At 63.9% G+C, this 16855-nt stretch carries 16 protein-coding genes; 4 read left to right on the top strand and 12 right to left on the bottom strand.

Going from position 1 to position 16855, the window contains the following annotated elements; translation table 11 throughout:
- Positions 1–95 precede the first annotated feature (95 nt).
- A complete protein-coding gene (serB, locus tag AADZ55_RS06950) occupies positions 96–1331 on the bottom strand; it encodes a phosphoserine phosphatase SerB (protein ID WP_085326616.1) in 1236 nt (411 codons plus the stop codon).
- A 31-nt stretch (positions 1332–1362) separates the two neighbouring features.
- Positions 1363–3084: a cytochrome c oxidase subunit I gene (gene ctaD / locus AADZ55_RS06945; RefSeq protein ID WP_085326617.1), complete on the bottom strand. Its 1722-nt coding sequence runs from the start codon at positions 3082–3084 to the stop codon at positions 1363–1365.
- Positions 3085–3311: 227 nt separating this feature from the next.
- On the opposite strand from ctaD, the gene AADZ55_RS06940 reads away from it, so the two are divergent.
- Together AADZ55_RS06940 and AADZ55_RS06935 are read left to right on the top strand one after the other, a co-directional pair.
- Positions 3312–4391 carry an iron-siderophore ABC transporter substrate-binding protein gene (locus AADZ55_RS06940; protein WP_085326650.1) on the top strand — a complete coding sequence of 360 codons (1080 nt, stop codon included), beginning with the start codon at positions 3312–3314 and terminating at the stop codon, positions 4389–4391.
- A gap of 68 nt (positions 4392–4459) precedes the next feature.
- The gene (locus AADZ55_RS06935; protein WP_085326618.1) at positions 4460–5500 is read left to right on the top strand and encodes an NAD(P)-dependent alcohol dehydrogenase; all 1041 of its coding nucleotides are present in this window, start codon (positions 4460–4462) and stop codon (positions 5498–5500) included.
- On the opposite strand, the gene AADZ55_RS06930 is transcribed toward AADZ55_RS06935, so the two are convergent.
- The 8 genes from AADZ55_RS06930 to AADZ55_RS06895 form a co-directional block, all read right to left on the bottom strand.
- Entirely contained in the window at positions 5489–5863 is a 375-nt protein-coding gene (locus AADZ55_RS06930) for a DUF3349 domain-containing protein (protein ID WP_085326619.1), read from the bottom strand. The genes AADZ55_RS06935 and AADZ55_RS06930 overlap by 12 nt on opposite strands.
- 94 nt (positions 5864–5957) lie before the next feature.
- Positions 5958–6932 carry a class 1b ribonucleoside-diphosphate reductase subunit beta gene (gene nrdF, locus AADZ55_RS06925; protein WP_085326620.1) on the bottom strand — a complete coding sequence of 325 codons (975 nt, stop codon included), beginning with the start codon at positions 6930–6932 and terminating at the stop codon, positions 5958–5960.
- A gap of 120 nt (positions 6933–7052) precedes the next feature.
- Positions 7053–8630, bottom strand: coding sequence for a flavin-containing monooxygenase (locus tag AADZ55_RS06920; protein ID WP_085326621.1), 1578 nt, complete (start codon positions 8628–8630; stop codon positions 7053–7055).
- Between the two features lie 140 nt (positions 8631–8770).
- Positions 8771–9511: a TetR/AcrR family transcriptional regulator gene (locus tag AADZ55_RS06915; RefSeq protein WP_085326652.1), complete on the bottom strand. Its 741-nt coding sequence runs from the start codon at positions 9509–9511 to the stop codon at positions 8771–8773.
- 116 nt (positions 9512–9627) lie between these two features.
- Positions 9628–11793, bottom strand: coding sequence for a class 1b ribonucleoside-diphosphate reductase subunit alpha (gene nrdE, locus AADZ55_RS06910; protein ID WP_085326622.1), 2166 nt, complete (start codon positions 11791–11793; stop codon positions 9628–9630).
- A complete protein-coding gene (nrdI, locus tag AADZ55_RS06905; protein ID WP_085326623.1) occupies positions 11763–12215 on the bottom strand; it encodes a class Ib ribonucleoside-diphosphate reductase assembly flavoprotein NrdI in 453 nt (150 codons plus the stop codon). The genes nrdE and nrdI overlap by 31 nt, the downstream gene beginning before the upstream one ends.
- A gap of 33 nt (positions 12216–12248) precedes the next feature.
- Positions 12249–12488 (bottom strand): redoxin NrdH, encoded by a 240-nt coding sequence (locus AADZ55_RS06900; protein ID WP_085326624.1) that lies wholly within the window; start codon positions 12486–12488, stop codon positions 12249–12251.
- 456 nt (positions 12489–12944) lie between these two features.
- Positions 12945–13499 (bottom strand): NAD(P)H-dependent oxidoreductase, encoded by a 555-nt coding sequence (locus tag AADZ55_RS06895; RefSeq protein WP_085326625.1) that lies wholly within the window; start codon positions 13497–13499, stop codon positions 12945–12947.
- Positions 13500–13590: 91 nt separating this feature from the next.
- Between AADZ55_RS06895 and AADZ55_RS06890 the strand changes: the two genes are divergently transcribed.
- Both AADZ55_RS06890 and AADZ55_RS06885 read left to right on the top strand, forming a co-directional pair.
- The gene (locus AADZ55_RS06890) at positions 13591–14193 is read left to right on the top strand and encodes a TetR/AcrR family transcriptional regulator (protein ID WP_085326626.1); all 603 of its coding nucleotides are present in this window, start codon (positions 13591–13593) and stop codon (positions 14191–14193) included.
- Between the two features lie 9 nt (positions 14194–14202).
- Positions 14203–15279 carry a DNA polymerase IV gene (locus AADZ55_RS06885; protein WP_085326627.1) on the top strand — a complete coding sequence of 359 codons (1077 nt, stop codon included), beginning with the start codon at positions 14203–14205 and terminating at the stop codon, positions 15277–15279.
- On the opposite strand, the gene AADZ55_RS06880 is transcribed toward AADZ55_RS06885, so the two are convergent.
- Entirely contained in the window at positions 15276–16139 is an 864-nt protein-coding gene (locus AADZ55_RS06880; protein ID WP_085326628.1) for an SDR family oxidoreductase, read from the bottom strand. The two genes, AADZ55_RS06885 and AADZ55_RS06880, sit on opposite strands and share 4 nt — an antisense overlap.
- A gap of 48 nt (positions 16140–16187) precedes the next feature.
- The gene (locus tag AADZ55_RS06875) at positions 16188–16835 is read right to left on the bottom strand and encodes a TetR/AcrR family transcriptional regulator (RefSeq protein ID WP_085326629.1); all 648 of its coding nucleotides are present in this window, start codon (positions 16833–16835) and stop codon (positions 16188–16190) included.
- Positions 16836–16855 lie beyond the last annotated feature (20 nt).

The raw sequence follows: 16855 nt of genomic DNA, 5'->3' as shown, positions 1-16855 counted from the left end.
CCCTCCGGCCCGGTCAGCAGACGCAGAATCGCGCAATATCCGTGATATTGCGCGATTCTGCGTCTGCTCGCGGGAGGCGCCCGCGGCGCGCGGCCCTATGCGGGGGGAATCTCGACGCGGCGCACCCCACAGTCGCCGGCGTCGGCGGCTTCGATCTCACCGCGTGTCACGCCCAACAGGAACAACACCGTGTCCAGGTAGGGATGGCTCAACGACGCATCGGCGACCTCACGCAACGCCGGCTTGGCGTTGAACGCGATTCCCAGCCCGGCCGCGCCCAGCATGTCGATGTCGTTGGCGCCGTCGCCGACCGCGACGGTCTGCTCCATCGGCACTCCGTACTGGCTGGCGAAGTCCCGAAGCGCCCTGGCCTTACCGGGCCGATCGACGATCGGCCCGACCACCCGGCCGGTGAGCATGCCGTCGACGATCTCCAACTCGTTGGAGGCGACGAAATCCAGCATCAACTCGCGGGCTAGCGGTTCGATGATCCGCCGGAAGCCGCCGGAGACCACGCCGCAGCGAAAACCCAGCCGGCGCAGGGTGCGGATCGTGGTCCGGGCACCGGGCATCAGTTCGAGCTGGTCGGCGACGTCATCGATCACCGTCGCGGGCAGGCCCGCCAGGGTGGCTACCCGCTGCTGCAGCGACTCCGCGAAGTCCAGCTCGCCGCGCATCGCGGCCTCGGTGATCGCCGCGACCTGTCCCTGGGCGCCCGCGCGGGCCGCCAACATCTCAATGACCTCGCCTTGGACCAGCGTGGAGTCGACGTCGAAGACGATCAGACGTTTGGTTCGCCAAGCCAAGCCGTAGTCCTCGACGGCAACATCGACATGCTCTTCTACGGCCACCTTGGTCAGGGCGATCTGCAGCGGATCGCCAACGCCGGGCGGCACCGAAACCCGCAACTCCAGGCCGGTTACCGGATAGTCGGAAATGCCCCGGATGAAGTCGATGTTGACGCCCATGGCGGCCACCTCCCTGGCCACCGCGCTGAACGCTCCAGCGGTAATCGGCCTACCCAGCACGAAAATTGTGTGGGTCGACGGGTCCCGGATGATCGGCAGGTCCGCGCTGCGCTCGATCGTGACGTCGAGACCCACCCCGTGGATGGCCGCCTCGACGCCGTCCCGCAACGGGGTACCGTCGGCAACCTCCTGTGTGCAGGACACCAACACACCCAGCGTGAGCCGGCCCCGGATCACCACCTGTTCGACGTTGAGAAGCTCGACTCCGTGCTGCGCGAGCACCTCGAACAGCGCGGACGTCACGCCGGGCTGATCCATGCCGGTGACCGTGATCAGCACCGAAACCTTGGGTGGCCTGCTCACCCTCAGGTGCCGCCCAACCGGTACGGCTCCATCAGCTCGCGGTCACCTTGGCGGGCTCGGCGGGATGGCGCCCGACATGGGCCTCGGCGCGAAGCCTTTCCACCATGTGCGGGTAATGCAGTTCGAACGCCGGACGCTCCGAGCGGATACGGGGCAGCTCGGTGAAGTTGTGCCGCGGCGGCGGGCAACTGGTCGCCCACTCCAGCGAATTGCCATACCCCCACGGGTCGTCGACGGTTACCACCTCGCCGTAGCGCCAGCTCTTGAAGACGTTCCACACGAACGGGAACATCGACGCACCCAGAATGAACGCGCCGATCGTCGAGACGACGTTCAGCGCCTGGAAGCCGTCGGTGGGCAGGTAGTCGGCATAGCGGCGGGGCATGCCCTCGTCACCCAGCCAGTGCTGCACCAAAAACGTGGTGTGGAAACCGATGAACGTCAACCAGAAGTGCAGCTTGCCCAGCCGCTCGTCGAGCAACCGACCGGTCATCTTCGGGAACCAGAAGTAGATACCGGCGAACGTGGCGAACACGATCGTGCCAAACAGCACGTAGTGGAAGTGCGCGACCACGAAATAGCTATCGGTCACGTGGAAGTCCAGCGGCGGGCTGGCCAGCAGCACACCGGTGAGTCCGCCCAGCAGGAAGGTGACCATGAAGCCGACCGAAAACAGCATCGGCGTTTCAAAGGTCAATTGGCCCTTCCACATGGTGCCGACCCAGTTGAAGAACTTGATCCCGGTCGGTACCGCGATCAGGTAGGTCATGAAGGAGAAGAATGGCAGCAGTACGGCGCCGGTAGCGAACATGTGGTGCGCCCACACCGCGACCGACAACGCGGCGATCGACAGGGTCGCATAGACCAGCGTGGTGTAACCGAAGATCGGCTTGCGGGAAAACACCGGGAAGATCTCCGAGACGATCCCGAAGAACGGCAGCGCGATGATGTAGACCTCGGGGTGACCGAAGAACCAGAACAGGTGCTGCCACAACAGGACTCCGCCGTTGGCGGCGTCGTAGATGTGGGCCCCCAGGTGCCGGTCGGCGGCCAGCCCGAACAGCGCCGCGGTGAGCAGCGGGAAGGCGATCAACACCAGGATGGACGTCACCAGGATGTTCCAGGTGAAGATCGGCATCCTAAACATCGTCATCCCGGGTGCGCGCATACACACCACGGTGGTGATCATGTTGACCGCACCGAGGATGGTGCCCAGACCCGCGACGATCAAACCCATGATCCACAGGTCGCCGCCGGCACCGGGCGAGTGGATGGCGTCGGTCAACGGGGTGTAGGCGGTCCACCCGAAGTCGGCGGCCCCGCCCGGCGTGATGAAACCGGCCGCCCCCATCGTGGCTCCGAACAGGAACAGCCAGAACGAGAAGGCATTCAGCCGGGGGAAGGCCACGTCGGGTGCGCCGATCTGCAGCGGCATCACCAAGTTGGCGAAGCCGAACACGATCGGGGTGGCGTAGAACAGCAGCATGATCGTGCCGTGCATGGTGAACAGCTGGTTGAACTGCTCATTCGACAAGAACTGCAGCCCGGGTGCGGCCAGCTCGGTACGCATTAACAGCGCCAGCAGGCCACCGATGAAGAAGAAGCTGATGCACGCGACGCAGTACATGATGCCGATCAACTTGTGATCGGTGGTGGTGATCAGCTTGTAGACGAGGTTCCCTTTAGGACCGGTACGCGCCGGATACGGACGGATGGCCTCAAGTTGTCCCACCGGGGGCGCTTCGGCTGTCAACGCACTCCTCCAAACATCCAGCCCCGTCGGGGCCCAAAACCCAGTCCCAAAACCAGTATTGAGAGGCATCTTAGCCCGCGATCAGGCCGGCGGCAGGTCTGGTCCTACAAACCGTCGTAAATGCCTGACCGTCGCCGGTGGCCGTCGCGGACCATCGCTTTCGGCCCGCTCGCATCGGGGTCGACGGCTGGCCGGGTGTTACCGTCGAACGCGTGCTGTTCGGCGGGATGCGACCCACTGTTGCAATCGCCGCAGTGGCAGCCGTGCTCGCGACGTGCAGCGGTTGCGGTTCCGATCCGCCGTCGCGCACCGCGTCGCGATCGGTGGTCACCCCGACCACCCAGATCGCCGGGGCCGGGGTGCTCGGAAACGACAGAAAGCCGGATCAGTCGTGCGCGCCTGAGGCGGCCGCTGCCGATCCGGGACCCGCGACCCGGCCGGTGCACAACGCGGGCGGAGTCAGCCCGGACGTGGTCCAGGTGCCGGCGGAGGCGCAGCGCGTCGTGGTGCTCTCCGGCGACCAGCTCGACGCACTGTGCGCGCTGGGCCTGCAATCTCGGGTGGTCGCCGCCGCACTGCCGGACGGTTCCGCGAGTCAACCTTCCTACCTGGGTAAGACCGTGCACGGCCTGCCCGGTGTCGGTACTCGCAGCTCCCCTGATCTGGGCGCGATCGCGGCCGCTCACCCGGATCTGATCCTGGGATCGCAAGGTTTGACACCGAAGTTGTATCCGCAATTGGCGGCGATCGCCCCGACGGTGTTCACCGCGGCGCCCGGCGCGGCCTGGGAGGACAACCTGCGTGGTGTCGGCGCCGCGACGGCCCGTAGCGCCGCGGCCGACGCGCTGATCACCGGGTTCGCCCAACGCGCCACCCAGGTCGGCACCAAGCATGACGCGCCCCACTTCCAGGCGTCGATCGTCCGGCTGACCACCAACACCATGCAGGTATACGGGGCCAACAACTTCCCGGCCAGCGTGCTGCGAGCGGTGGGAGTGGCCCGGCCGGCGTCTCAGCGGTTCACCGACAAGCCCTACATCGAGATCGGTATCACCGACGCCGACCTGGCGAAATCACCGAACCTCTCGGCCGCCGACGCCGACATCGTCTACGTGTCGTGCGCGTCCGAAGCGGCCACGCAGCGTGCGGCCGTCGTCTTGGACAGCGACTCGTGGCGCAAGCTGTCCGCCAACCGCGACAACCGGGTCTTCATGGTCAACGACGAGGTGTGGCAAACCGGCGAGGGCATCGTCGCGGCCCGCGGCATCGTCGACGACCTGCGCTGGGTCAACGCACCGATCAACTAGTCGAGCGCAGCGCTAGGCTTTGGGATACCACAGCTAAAAAGTTAACCAAAGAAACGAAGAAGGTTGCCATGAGCACTGTTGCCGCATACGCCGCCACGTCGGCGACCGAACCACTAACCAAGATCACGATCCCCCGTCGCGACCCGGGCCCGCACGACGTGGCGATGGACATCAAGTTCGCCGGAATCTGTCACTCCGACATCCATACCGTCAAAGCCGAATGGGGCCAACCGAATTACCCTGTGGTCCCCGGCCACGAGATCGCCGGCGTGGTCACCGCCGTGGGCTCTGAGGTGACCAAGTATCAGGAGGGCGACCGCGTCGGGGTGGGCTGTTTCGTGGACTCCTGCCGGGATTGCAGCAGCTGCACACGCGGCATCGAGCAGTACTGCAAACCGGGCGCGACGTTCACCTACAACTCGATCGGCAAAGACGGCCAGCCGACGTACGGCGGCTACAGCGAAGCGATCGTCGTCGACGAAAGCTACGTGTTGCGCATACCCGACGCGCTGCCGCTGGACGCGGCGGCGCCGCTGCTGTGCGCGGGCGTCACGCTCTACTCGCCGCTGCGGCACTGGGACGCGGGACCTGGCAAGCGGGTCGCGGTGATCGGCCTGGGCGGGCTCGGACATATGGGCGTCAAGTTGGGCGCGGCACTGGGCGCCGACGTGACGGTGCTGTCCCAGTCGCTCAAGAAGATGGAGGACGGCCTGCGCCTGGGTGCCAGCAGCTACCACGCCACCGCCGACCCCGACACCTTCCGCAAACTGCGCAGCGGCTTCGATCTGATCCTGAATACCGTCTCGGCGAACCTGGATCTCGGCCAGTACCTGAACCTGCTGGACGTGGACGGCACCCTCGTGGAACTGGGCATCCCCGAGCACCCCATGGCGGTGCCGGCAATGGCGTTGGCGCAGATGCGACGCAGCCTGTCCGGGTCCAACATCGGCGGGATCGCCGAGACCCAAGAGATGCTGAACTTCTGCGCCGAACACGGCGTGACACCCGAAATCGAGCTCATCGCACCGGATTACATCAACGAAGCGTATGAGCGCGTGCTCGCCAGCGACGTGCGCTACCGCTTCGTCATCGACATCTCAGCCTTGTGAGGCGGCTGCGTGGCCCCCTTCGGATTCGGCCTCGCTGACTTCGACGCCGGCTAACGGCCATCCCGCGGCGGCCAGGATGCCCGCCACCCGTTGGACGTTCTCCGGTCCGGCGTCGTGGTGGGTCACCTCGGAGATGAACTCGGCGATCTCGTCAGTGTTGATCACGCCGTCGGCGATGGCCGGCGAACCCTTCTCGGTGAGGTGGCGCACCACCTCCCTGACCTGCTCCTCGGTCAATGGGGTGCTGCGCAACAGCGACAGCAGCGCCACTCGGTCCGGCCCGGGGACGCCGTCGGGGTAGCCGACCTGCAGCCAGCTCAGCACTGATCGCAAGAAATGGGGGTGCGAGAAAGTTTTCGTCACCCCACCAGTTTCGCGGCAGGCGGGAAGCCCGCGCCAGTGTGAAGTTGTGGTATCCCCACAATTCATAGGCCGTTCACGGCCTGAACACGTGGTGCTAGAAGTCCCAGTCGTCGTCCTGCGTGACGACCGCCTTGCCGATCACGTAGCTGGATCCGGAGCCGGAGAAGAAGTCGTGGTTCTCGTCGGCGTTGGGTGATAGCGCCGACAGGATCGCGGGGTTCACGTCGGTCTCGTCGCGGGGGAACAGCGCCTCATAGCCGAGATTCATCAGCGCCTTGTTCGCGTTGTAGCGCAGGAATTTCTTGACGTCCTCGGTCAGTCCGACCTCGTCGTAAAGATCCTGGGTGTACTCGACCTCGTTGTCGTACAGCTCGAAAAGCAGTTCGTAGGTGTAGTCCTTGAGTTCGGTGCGCTTGGCGTCGTCGACCAGCGCCAGGCCGCGCTGGAACTTGTAGCCGATGTAGTAGCCGTGCACGGCCTCGTCGCGGATGATCAGCCGGATCATGTCGGCGGTGTTGGTCAGCTTGGCCCGGCTCGACCAGTACATCGGCAGGTAGAAACCCGAGTAGAACAGGAAGCTCTCCAGCAGCGTGGAGGCCACCTTGCGCTTGAGTGGTTCGTCGCCGCGGTAGTACTCGAGCACGATCTCGGCCTTGCGCTGCAGGTTGGGGTTCTCCTCCGACCAGCGGAACGCGTCGTCGATCTCGGCCGTGGAGCACAGCGTGGAAAAGATCTGGCTGTAGCTCTTGGCGTGCACCGACTCCATGAACGCGATGTTGGTGTACACCGCTTCCTCATGCGGGGTCAGCGCGTCGGGGATCAGGCTGACCGCACCCACGGTGCCCTGAATGGTGTCCAGCATGGTCAGACCGGTGAAGACCCGCATGGTGAGTTGCTTCTCGCCGGCGGTAAGGGTGCCCCACGACGGGATGTCGTTGGACACCGGCACCTTCTCGGGCAGCCAGAAGTTTCCGGTCAGCCGATCCCAGACCTCGGCATCCTTCTCATCGTGCAGCCGGTTCCAGTTGATCGCTGAGACACGGTCGATCAGCTTCGCATTACCACTCACCAGAACCCCACTTCACCCGGACAATAGGCTGCCTTATTCGACCTCAAACACTACCCCTAGCGGCCGACAAGCCGGTGCAACACAAGGGGTTGTGGTTTGCGTGTCGTGGATCCGGGTGACCTAGTTCGTCGCAGCAACCGGCTCGCGGTCGTGCGACGAGTCCTTGCCGACCCCGAAGAACCGGTACTCCGCGGGGTTGACCGAGCGGGTGGCCAACCAGTACTGCCAGGTGTAGCCGCTCCACAGCACCGTGTTCTTGCCGTGCTCGTCGAGATACCAGCTGCTGCAGCCGCCGGTGCTCCACACCGAGTGAGCCAGCTTGCGTTGCAGCTCCTCGTTGAATCGGTCCTGCGCCGCGCGGGTGGGAGCCAGCGCCTGCGCACCCATCCGGTCACACTTGGCGATCGCGTCCGCCACATAGTGGATCTGGGATTCGATCATGAACACCACCGAGTTGTGTCCCAGGCCGGTGTTGGGGCCCAGCAGGAAGAACAGGTTGGGTACGTCGGCGACGGTGATCCCGCGATGAGCACCGATACCCTCGCGGTTCCAACGGTCGACCAGGTCTTCGCCCTGCTGCCCTTTGATCTGCACGTAGGTATAGGAGTCGGTGACGTGGAAGCCAGTCGCGTACACAATCACGTCCGCTTCGCGCACGGCCTCACGGCCGGTGCCGTCGGTGGTGACGATCCCGTCGCGCGTGATGCGGGTGATGGGCTCGGTGATCACGTCGGTTTTCGGGTCCGCCACGGCCGGGTAGTAGGTGGAGGAGTTCAGGATGCGTTTGCAGCCGATGCGATACCGCGGGATCAGCTTGCGACGCAGCGCGCGATCCTTCACCGAGCGGCGAATGTTCCACTTCGCATAGGCCTCGATGACCTTCAGCAGGTTGGGCCGCTTGGTCATGCCGTAGGCCAGCACCTCTTGCGCCCAATAGATGGCGAGGCGCAGCAGTGCCCGTAGTCCTGGGACGTTCTCCAATGCCCGGCGCAACGCCACCGGGAGCTGTTCGTTGGTGCGTGGGACCACCCACGGCGGCGTGCGTTGGTAGAGCTGCAGTTCGGCGACCTGCCCGATGATCTCCGGCACGATCTGGATTGCGCTGGCGCCGGTCCCGATGATCGCCACCCGCTTGCCGGTCAGGTCGACGCTGTGGTCCCACTGCGCGGAATGGAAAGCGGCACCGGAAAATTCGTCCCGGCCATCGATGTCGGGGAAGGCCGGGATGTGCAACGCGCCCGCCCCCGAGACCAGGAACTGCGCGACGTATTCGCGACCATCGGTGGTGAACACGTGCCACCGGCATTCGTCATCGTCCCAGTAGCCGCGATCGACCAGGGAATTGAACTTGATATAGCGGCGCAGCCCGTACTTCTCGGTGACCCCTTTGAGGTAGTCCCAGATCTCGGGCTGATAGGAGAACAGATGCTTCCAGTCCGGCTTGGGTTCGAACGAGAACGAGTACAGATGCGACGGGATGTCGCAGGCGCAGCCGGGGTAGCTGTTGTCGCGCCAGGTGCCGCCGACGTCGTCGGCTTTCTCCAGGATCACGAAGTCAACACCCTGCCGCTGCAGCGCGATGGCCATCCCCAGACCGGAGAATCCGGTCCCGATGATGACGGCGCGGGTATGTGTCGGCGGCTTGCCGGCCTGACCGTTCTCGGCTGCTGTGGTAGCCGGGGTCACGACATTGGTCATGTTGAATGGGTCTTTCCTGTTGTGGTCCGTATTAGCTGGCGCATCCATGGCGGTGGGCGCCCAACTCACGCAAATACCCAGTACCCAGGGTATCGGATATGACGAGTGTTATCGATCACCGCAACGATGTCAACGGCGACTCAGCGCACTGCCGGGTTGCTGGGTACCGCCTCTTGGATCGGTTGGTCTGGATCCATAGCGATGCCGAGCAGCTCGGCGGTGCCGACGATCACTCCCATCATGATCGTCGTCAAATGCGCAACGAACTGGTCACGCGACATGCGGCGTGGGCTGTCCGGCTCGGGACCCAACCACCATTCGGTGGCTGATGCCGCCGCCCCGAAGGCGGCGAATGCGGCAAGTTCGATCGCCGCGCCGTTCAAGTCCATCTCGCGCAGCTCGTTGTTGAACATCTCAGCAAAGGTCAGGGTGATCTCTCGGCCCTCGTTGAGGGTGCGGACCGTCGCCTCGGACTGCTTTGCGGAGCGGCCCTGAATAAAGACCCGCAGCACATTGGGATGCTGGTCGACGAGGTTGACGTACTCCTCGACGCTGCGCCGGATAACCTCGCGGGCCGAGTCGGTGGCGAGGTTGATCGACGGGAAGATCGCCGCCCACAACATGTCGCGCAGACGTTCCCCGATCGCAATGAACAGGTCGGACTTGTCGGTGAAATGCCGGTAGATCTTCGGCTTGGCGGTGCCGGCCTCTTCGGCGATCTCCCGCACACTTAGCTCAGGCCCCAGGCGGTCGATGGCGCGGAAGGCGGCTTCGACGATCTCGTTGCGCACCTTCTTGCGGTGTTCGCGCCAACGTTCGCTGCGCGCGTCAACTTTCACCCCGGGCTTCACGCTCGGGTGGGCTCGCGGGATTCTCACCACGTCAAGCACCATACCGCGTTGCCGCCGCTGACCAGCCTAGACTGTCCTCACCGAGCGGGAATTTCACGACGCGACCCGCCGGGCGGGCGTCGTGAGATGCACGCCCGGCGCTTGATCTACAGCATGCAGGACACACAGCCCTCGACTTCGGTGCCTTCCAGCGCCATCTGGCGCAGCCGGATGTAGTACAGGGTCTTGATCCCCTTGCGCCAGGCGTAGATCTGCGCCTTGTTCACGTCACGGGTGGTGGCGGTGTCCTTGAAGAACAGCGTCAGCGAAAGCCCTTGATCCACATGCTGAGTGGCCGCGGCGTAGGTGTCGATGATCTTCTCGTAGCCGATCTCGTAGGCGTCGGAGTAGTACTCCAGGTTGTCGTTGGTCATGTAGGGCGCCGGGTAGTAAACCCGTCCGATCTTGCCTTCCTTGCGGATCTCGACCTTCGACACGATGGGGTGGATCGACGACGTCGAATGGTTGATGTAGGAGATCGACCCGGTCGGCGGCACCGCCTGCAGGTTCTGGTTGTAGATGCCGTGCACCTGCACCGATTCCTTGAGCCGCCGCCAGTCGTCCTGCGTCGGGATGCGGATCCCCGCATCGGCGAAAAGCCGACGTACCTTCTCGGTCTTCGGCTCCCAAATCTGCTCGGTGTACTTGTCGAAGAACTCCCCCGACGCGTACTTGGAGCGCTCGAAACCAACGAACCGGGTGCCTCTCTCTATCGAAATGCGGTTCGACGCCCGCAATGCGTGGTAGAGCACGGTATAGAAGTAGATGTTGGTGAAGTCGATGCCCTCTTCGGAACCGTAGAAGACGCTTTCACGAGCCAGATAGCCGTGCAGGTTCATCTGCCCCAGCCCGATCGCGTGAGAGTCGTTGTTGCCCTGCTCGATCGAGGGCACCGACTTGATCTGGGTCTGGTCGCTCACTGCGGTCAGCGCGCGGATCGCCACCTCGATCGTCTGGGCGAAGTCCGGCGAGTCCATCGTCTTGGCGATGTTCAGCGACCCCAGGTTGCACGAAATGTCTTTGCCCACTTTGGCATACGACAAATCGTCGTTGTATAACGACGGCGTGGAGACCTGCAGGATCTCCGAGCAGAGGTTCGAGTGCGTGATCTTGCCTTCAATGGGATTGGCCCGGTTCACCGTGTCCTCGAACATGATGTAGGGATAGCCGGACTCGAACTGCAACTCGGCCAACGTCTGGAAGAACTCGCGCGCCTTGATCTTGGTCTTGCGGATGCGGGCATCGTCGACCATCTCGTAGTACTTCTCGGTCACCGAGATATCGGCGAACGCCACACCGTAAACCCGTTCAACATCGTAGGGCGAGAACAGATACATGTCGTCGTTACGCTTGGCCAGCTCGAAGGTGATGTCGGGGAGCACCACCCCCAGGCTCAGCGTCTTGATCCGGATCTTCTCGTCGGCGTTCTCCCGCTTGGTGTCCAGGAAGCGGTAGATGTCGGGGTGATGGGCGTTCAGGTATACCGCACCGGCGCCCTGGCGCGCACCCAGCTGGTTGGCGTAGGAGAACGAGTCCTCGAGCAGCTTCATGATCGGGATGACACCCGACGACTGGTTCTCGATGTTCTTGATTGGCGCCCCGTGCTCGCGAATGTTGCTCAGCAGCAACGCAACTCCCCCGCCACGCTTGGACAGCTGCAGCGCGGAGTTGATCGATCGCCCGATCGACTCCATGTTGTCCTCAATGCGCAGCAAAAAGCAGCTCACCGGCTCGCCGCGCTGCTTCTTTCCCGAGTTCAAAAACGTCGGAGTGGCCGGCTGGAACCGGCCGTCGATGATCTCGTCGACCAGCTTCTCCGCCAGTGCGGTGTCGCCCGCGGCCAGGGTAAGCGCCACCATCACGACCCGGTCTTCGAAGCGCTCCAGATACCGCTTGCCGTCGAAAGTCTTCAGCGTGTAGGAGGTGTAGTACTTGAACGCGCCCAAAAACGTCGGAAAGCGGAACTTCTTGGCGTAGGCACGGTCGGTCAGCGTCTTGACGAAGTTGCGCGAATACTGATCGAGAACCTCACGCTCGTAGTAATTTTCGCGGATCAGGTAGTCGAGCTTCTCGTCCTGATTGTGAAAGAAGACCGTGTTCTGGTTGACGTGCTGCAGGAAGTACTGGTGGGCGGCTTCCCGATCCTTGTCGAACTGGATCTTGCCGTCCGCGTCGTACAGGTTCAGCATCGCGTTCAGCGCGTGATAGTCCGTTTCGTCCGGCAACACGTTCGCGCCGGAGGCTACAGGCTCTGCAATGACGGTTGGTGGCACGTCTGTTCCTTCCAGAATTCAGCGAGACCGACGCGGACGGCGGCGACGTCGTCCTCGGTACCCATCAGTTCGAAGCGGTAGAGGTAGGGAACGCCGCACTTGCGGGCGACGACGTCGCCGGCGTAGCAGAACTCCGCACCGAAGTTGGTGTTGCCGGCCGCGATGACCCCGCGCAGCAACTCTCGATTGTGGTCGTTATTCAAAAAGGCGATGACCTGTTTGGGGACATATCCGCCGGCATTGACATCCGGAGTTGCCCGGCCGCCACCGTAGGTGGGCAGTATCAATACGTACGGGACGTCGACCTCGATCCGGCCATGCAAGGGTATCCGTGTGGCGGGAACACCCAGCTTCTGCACGAAGCGGTGGGTGTTCTCCGACACGGAAGAGAAATAGACCAGGCTGCGCCCCCTGACATCCATGGCACCGCAACCTCCTTACCTACGTCTGCCGCGCTACGCGCTCAGCGCCGAGCCGGCGAGCGCCTTGATCCGATCGGGCCGGAAGCCCGACCAATGGTCGCTTCCGGCGACCACCACGGGTGCCTGTAGATAACCCAATGCCATCACGTAGTCCCGCGCTTCGGAATCCAGGCTGATATCGACCTTCTGGTAGGTGATGCCCTGCTTGTCCAGCGCCTTGGACGTGGCGCTGCACTGCACGCATGCGGGCTTGGTATAGACGGTGATGGTCATGGGCGTACCGCTCCTTTGCGGAATTCGGGAATCTTTTACAGAATCTGGCAACGGCTCAGGTGGTGCATCTTCGATAGGTTCCGCGTCCCAACAAGGCCCCAGATTCCCGTCACACGGCCACCAGGTCCGTCGATCTGGTGATGCCGATGCCGGGAAATTCATCGGGCCCCATGAATCTGATGGGAGCTGGTGAACCTGGGATCTGCCGGCCCCCGAAACACTACACCTAGGGGGTGACAAGGAGAAGAGATACAAGATGTTCTGAATCACATTTTTGAAATTCCCTGGTCGCACCCCTGTCGACGGCGCCATCTCGGCGTGTCGCAGATCACACCATGCCGCCGCCGCCCTACCCACTCGCCCGGTATATCACCGACCACCGACACCTCGGCCTGAGCAACCCGGCGGCCCACTACCAGCAAAGTTGCTCTTCAACGGCGACCCAGGGCGACGGGGTCAGCTGACCTCGGCGGCGAGCTTGCCGACGACGTCACGAACGTTCGCCGCAAGCTCGGCGTCGTCCGCGGGCGGTTTGTCCAGGGTTTGGAACGGCACCGAGAGCTTGATCGCGTCGACCACGCGGGTGCCGGCGATTCCGAAGGACTTGCGGGTCTCGTCGTGCGCCCACACCCCGCCGTAGCGGCCCGCGGCCCCGCCGATAACGGCCAACGGCTTATCCTTCAACGCGCCGTTGCCAAACGGCCTGGACAGCCAGTCGATCGCGTTCTTGATCACCGCGGGAATGCTGCCGTTGTACTCCGGCGTGACGACCAAGGTGGCGTGCGCGTCAGCCGCGGCCTCCCGCAACGCGGTCACCGATGCCGGCACGCGGATAGCCGTGTCGATGTCTTCGTTGTAGAACGGCAGGTCAGCTAGCCCCTCAAACACGGCCACGGTGACACCGTCCGGCGCGACCGTCGCGGCCAGCTCAGCGATCTGGCGATTGAGTGACGCCGCACGCAGGCTGCCCACCAACGCCAAGACTTTGATGTCGGACTTGCCATCTGACACTGCTGAGTTCCCTTCGATCGTTGGTCAACATCCTCCCACGAGCCAACCGGACCATGGTCCGATTTATTTCCGATCACGTTACAGTTCAGGGGTGGGCGGGGTCGAGCGGTTGAGTGACTTGCCGGTGTCCGCTAGACAAGAGCGCGGCGACGCGGCACGCAATCGCGCACTGCTATTGGCGGCGGCGCGCCGGCTGGTCACCCGACGCGGCGCGGACGCGATCACCATGGACGACGTCGCCGCGGCCGCCGGCGTCGGCAAAGGCACCCTGTTTCGCCGCTTCGGCAGCCGAGCCGGCCTGATGATGGTGCTCCTCGATGAGGACGAACGAGCCAGCCAGCAGGCTTTCCTGTTCGGTCCGCCGCCACTGGGCCCGGAGGCGCCGCCGCTGGATCGCGTGATCGCGTTCGGCCGGGAGCGGATGCGCTTCGTTCGTGCCCATCACGTGCTGCTGTCGCAAGCCAACCGAGATCCGCAGACCCGGCACAGCGCGGCGACATCGGTGCACCGCACCCATGTGCGGATGCTGCTCGCCTCGGCGCAGACCACCGGCGACCTGGATGCCCAGACGGACGCCCTGCTAGCGCTGCTCGATGCCGACTATGTCGAGCACCAACTCAATACCGGCGGCCACACCCTGCAAAGCTTGGGCGACGCATGGGAGAGCCTGGCGCGAAAACTGTGCGGACGGTGATCACCCACCATGCCGGTACCAGCACCGCAATGGATCCTGCACGTAGACCTCGACCAGTTTTTGGCGTCGGTCGAACTACGCCGCCACCCCGAACTGGGCGGTCTGCCGGTCATCGTCGGCGGCAGTGGCGATCCGACCGAACCGCGAAAGGTCGTCACCTGCGCGTCATACGAGGCCCGCGAGTTCGGCGTGCGCGCGGGCATGCCGCTACGCATCGCCGCCCGACGATGCCCCGACGCCACATTCTTGCCGTCGGACCCAGCCGCCTACGACGCGGCGTCCGACGAGGTGATGGGGTTGTTGCGCGACCAGGGATACCCGGTCGAGGTGTGGGGTTGGGACGAGGCCTACCTCGGGCTGGCGGCCGGGCCTGCCGACCATCCCGTCGATCCCATCAAAGTCGCCGAAGAGCTCCGCAACCTCATACTGTCGCGAACCGGGCTGTCTTGCTCGATAGGTATCAGCGACAATAAGCAGCGCGCCAAGGTCGCCACCGGCTTCGCCAAACCAGCGGGCGTCTATCAACTCACCAATGCCAACTGGATGCCCACGATGGGTGACCGTAGGGTCGACGCGCTGTGGGGCGTGGGGCCTAAGACTGCGAAAAGGCTTGCAAACCTTCAGATCAACACCGTCTACCAACTTGCGCACGCCGATTCCGAGCAATTGATATCGACGTTCGGTCCGCGAACCGCGCTGTGGCTGCTGCTGCTCGCCAGGGGCGGAGGCGATGCCGAAGTCAGCGTCGAACCTTGGGTTCCACGCTCGCGCAGCCACGTCGTGACCTTTCCACGCGACCTGACCTCCCGATCCGAAATGAACTCGGCGGTAACGGAATTGGCTCAACAAACGCTGGACGACGTGGTGGCTTCGTCACGAATCGTCACCCGAGTGGCGGTCACCGTGCGCACCGCGACGTTCTATACCCGCACCAAAATCCGAAAGCTGGAAGCTCCCAGTACCGACCCCGATGTCATCACTGCCGCCGCCCTGCACGTCCTTGACCTTTTCGAGCTGGATCGGCCCGTCCGGCTGCTGGGGGTGCGGCTGGAGCTGGCACCGAGTCCTAAGCGCACCGACCGCTAGGGCCCGGGCCGAAGCGCGCGCGTGAAGAAAACGTTGACCCGCCGCATCACCAGGGTGTATGGCCACCACGCAAACCGCTTGAACGCGTACAGCGCCCGGATGTCAGCCGACGTGTAGATCAGGTATCTGTTTTTTGCGACCCCGGCCAGAATTTTCTCGGCCGCTATTTCCGGGGACACGGCGTGACCGCTGAACCGGTCGACCCAGCGGTTGACCCTCGGGTCGTCGCGGTCCACTCCGGCGATCTCGACGGTATTGACCAGCGGGGTCTTGACCGCGCCGGGCACCACGACGGATACCCCGATGCGGTGCCGGGCCAGATCGAAGCGCAGCACCTCAGAAAGTCCCCGCAATCCGTACTTGCTGGCGCTATAGGCGGCATGCCATGGCAAACCGACCAGCCCGGCCGCCGAGGACACATTGACCAGGTGCCCACCCCGGCCGGCCGCAACCATCGGCGGGACGAAGGTCTCGATGACGTGGATTGGCCCCATGAGATTGATCGCGATTATCCTGCTCCACTGATCGTGCGTGAGCTGGTCAACCGTGCCCCAGGCCGACACACCGGCGATGTTCAGTACGACATCCATGCTCGGATGGCTGGCGTGGATGTCAGCCGCGAATGCCGCCACATCCTCATAATCGGAGACATCCAGAACCCGATGCTCGGGCACCTGTGCGCCCAACGCACGGGCGTCGGACACGGTTTGCGCCAATCCATCAAAGTTCCGGTCGGTCAGATAGAGCTCGGCACCTTGCGCGGCAAGGCGCAAGGTGGTCGCGCGGCCGATGCCGCTGGCCGCACCGGTGACAAAGCACCGCTTACCCGCGAAGTACCGCCCGGATCCCTTCGGCGCCATGGCCGTGACGATACCGGCGGTAGCGACATGGCGGCCCCGCTGCGCTGGTTATTCGGCCTTGCCGCCCCAAAGCGCGTTGAGCCACATTTGTTCGAGCACCCGAACCCGGCGCTTTAGGTCACTGTCACGGCCGGCAAGCAAGGGGTCGCCGGTCAGCCCCAACGCGGTGGTGGCCGCCAGGGTGCGAATCAGCGTTGGGAGGTCGTCGCTGATCGGATGGGCGGTTCCGGCCTTCACTTCGGCCTCGATGACACCCACAATCTGGCGCAGCACCACTTCGAACTGCTGATCGAGAATGTCGCGGATCTCAATATCGCTGTGGCGTGCCGCATTACAGGCGTTCATCACCGGGTCGTTGTGCGCGTAGACGGCGGCGGCACTGCCGACCATCCGCTTGGCGAACTGCTCCGGCGACTCACCCGGCTGACGGGGGGCGAAATAGTGCGTGCGTTCTTCTAGTTCTTCAGCCGCCTCGGCCAGGATCTGGGCGAGCACCGCGTACTTGGAATCGAAGTAGAAGTAGAAACCGGAGCGGGCTACCCCGGCCCGGAGACTGATGGTGCTGACCGATAGCTCCGCAAACGGTCGCTCCTGCACCAGTTCACGTACGGCCTGCAGGATCGCTTGTCGTTGTTTGTCACCACGCCGTCGGATCGGCGGCGCACCCTGCTTCTCGTCTGCGGGTTGGCCGTTCACCTTTTGATCACCCCCTGACC

The organism is Mycobacterium decipiens, from assembly GCF_963853665.1.
Lineage (GTDB): Bacteria > Actinomycetota > Actinomycetes > Mycobacteriales > Mycobacteriaceae > Mycobacterium > Mycobacterium decipiens.
The sequence above is the reverse complement of the archived record's forward strand: the minus strand, read 5'-3'. Positions and strand labels throughout refer to the sequence as shown.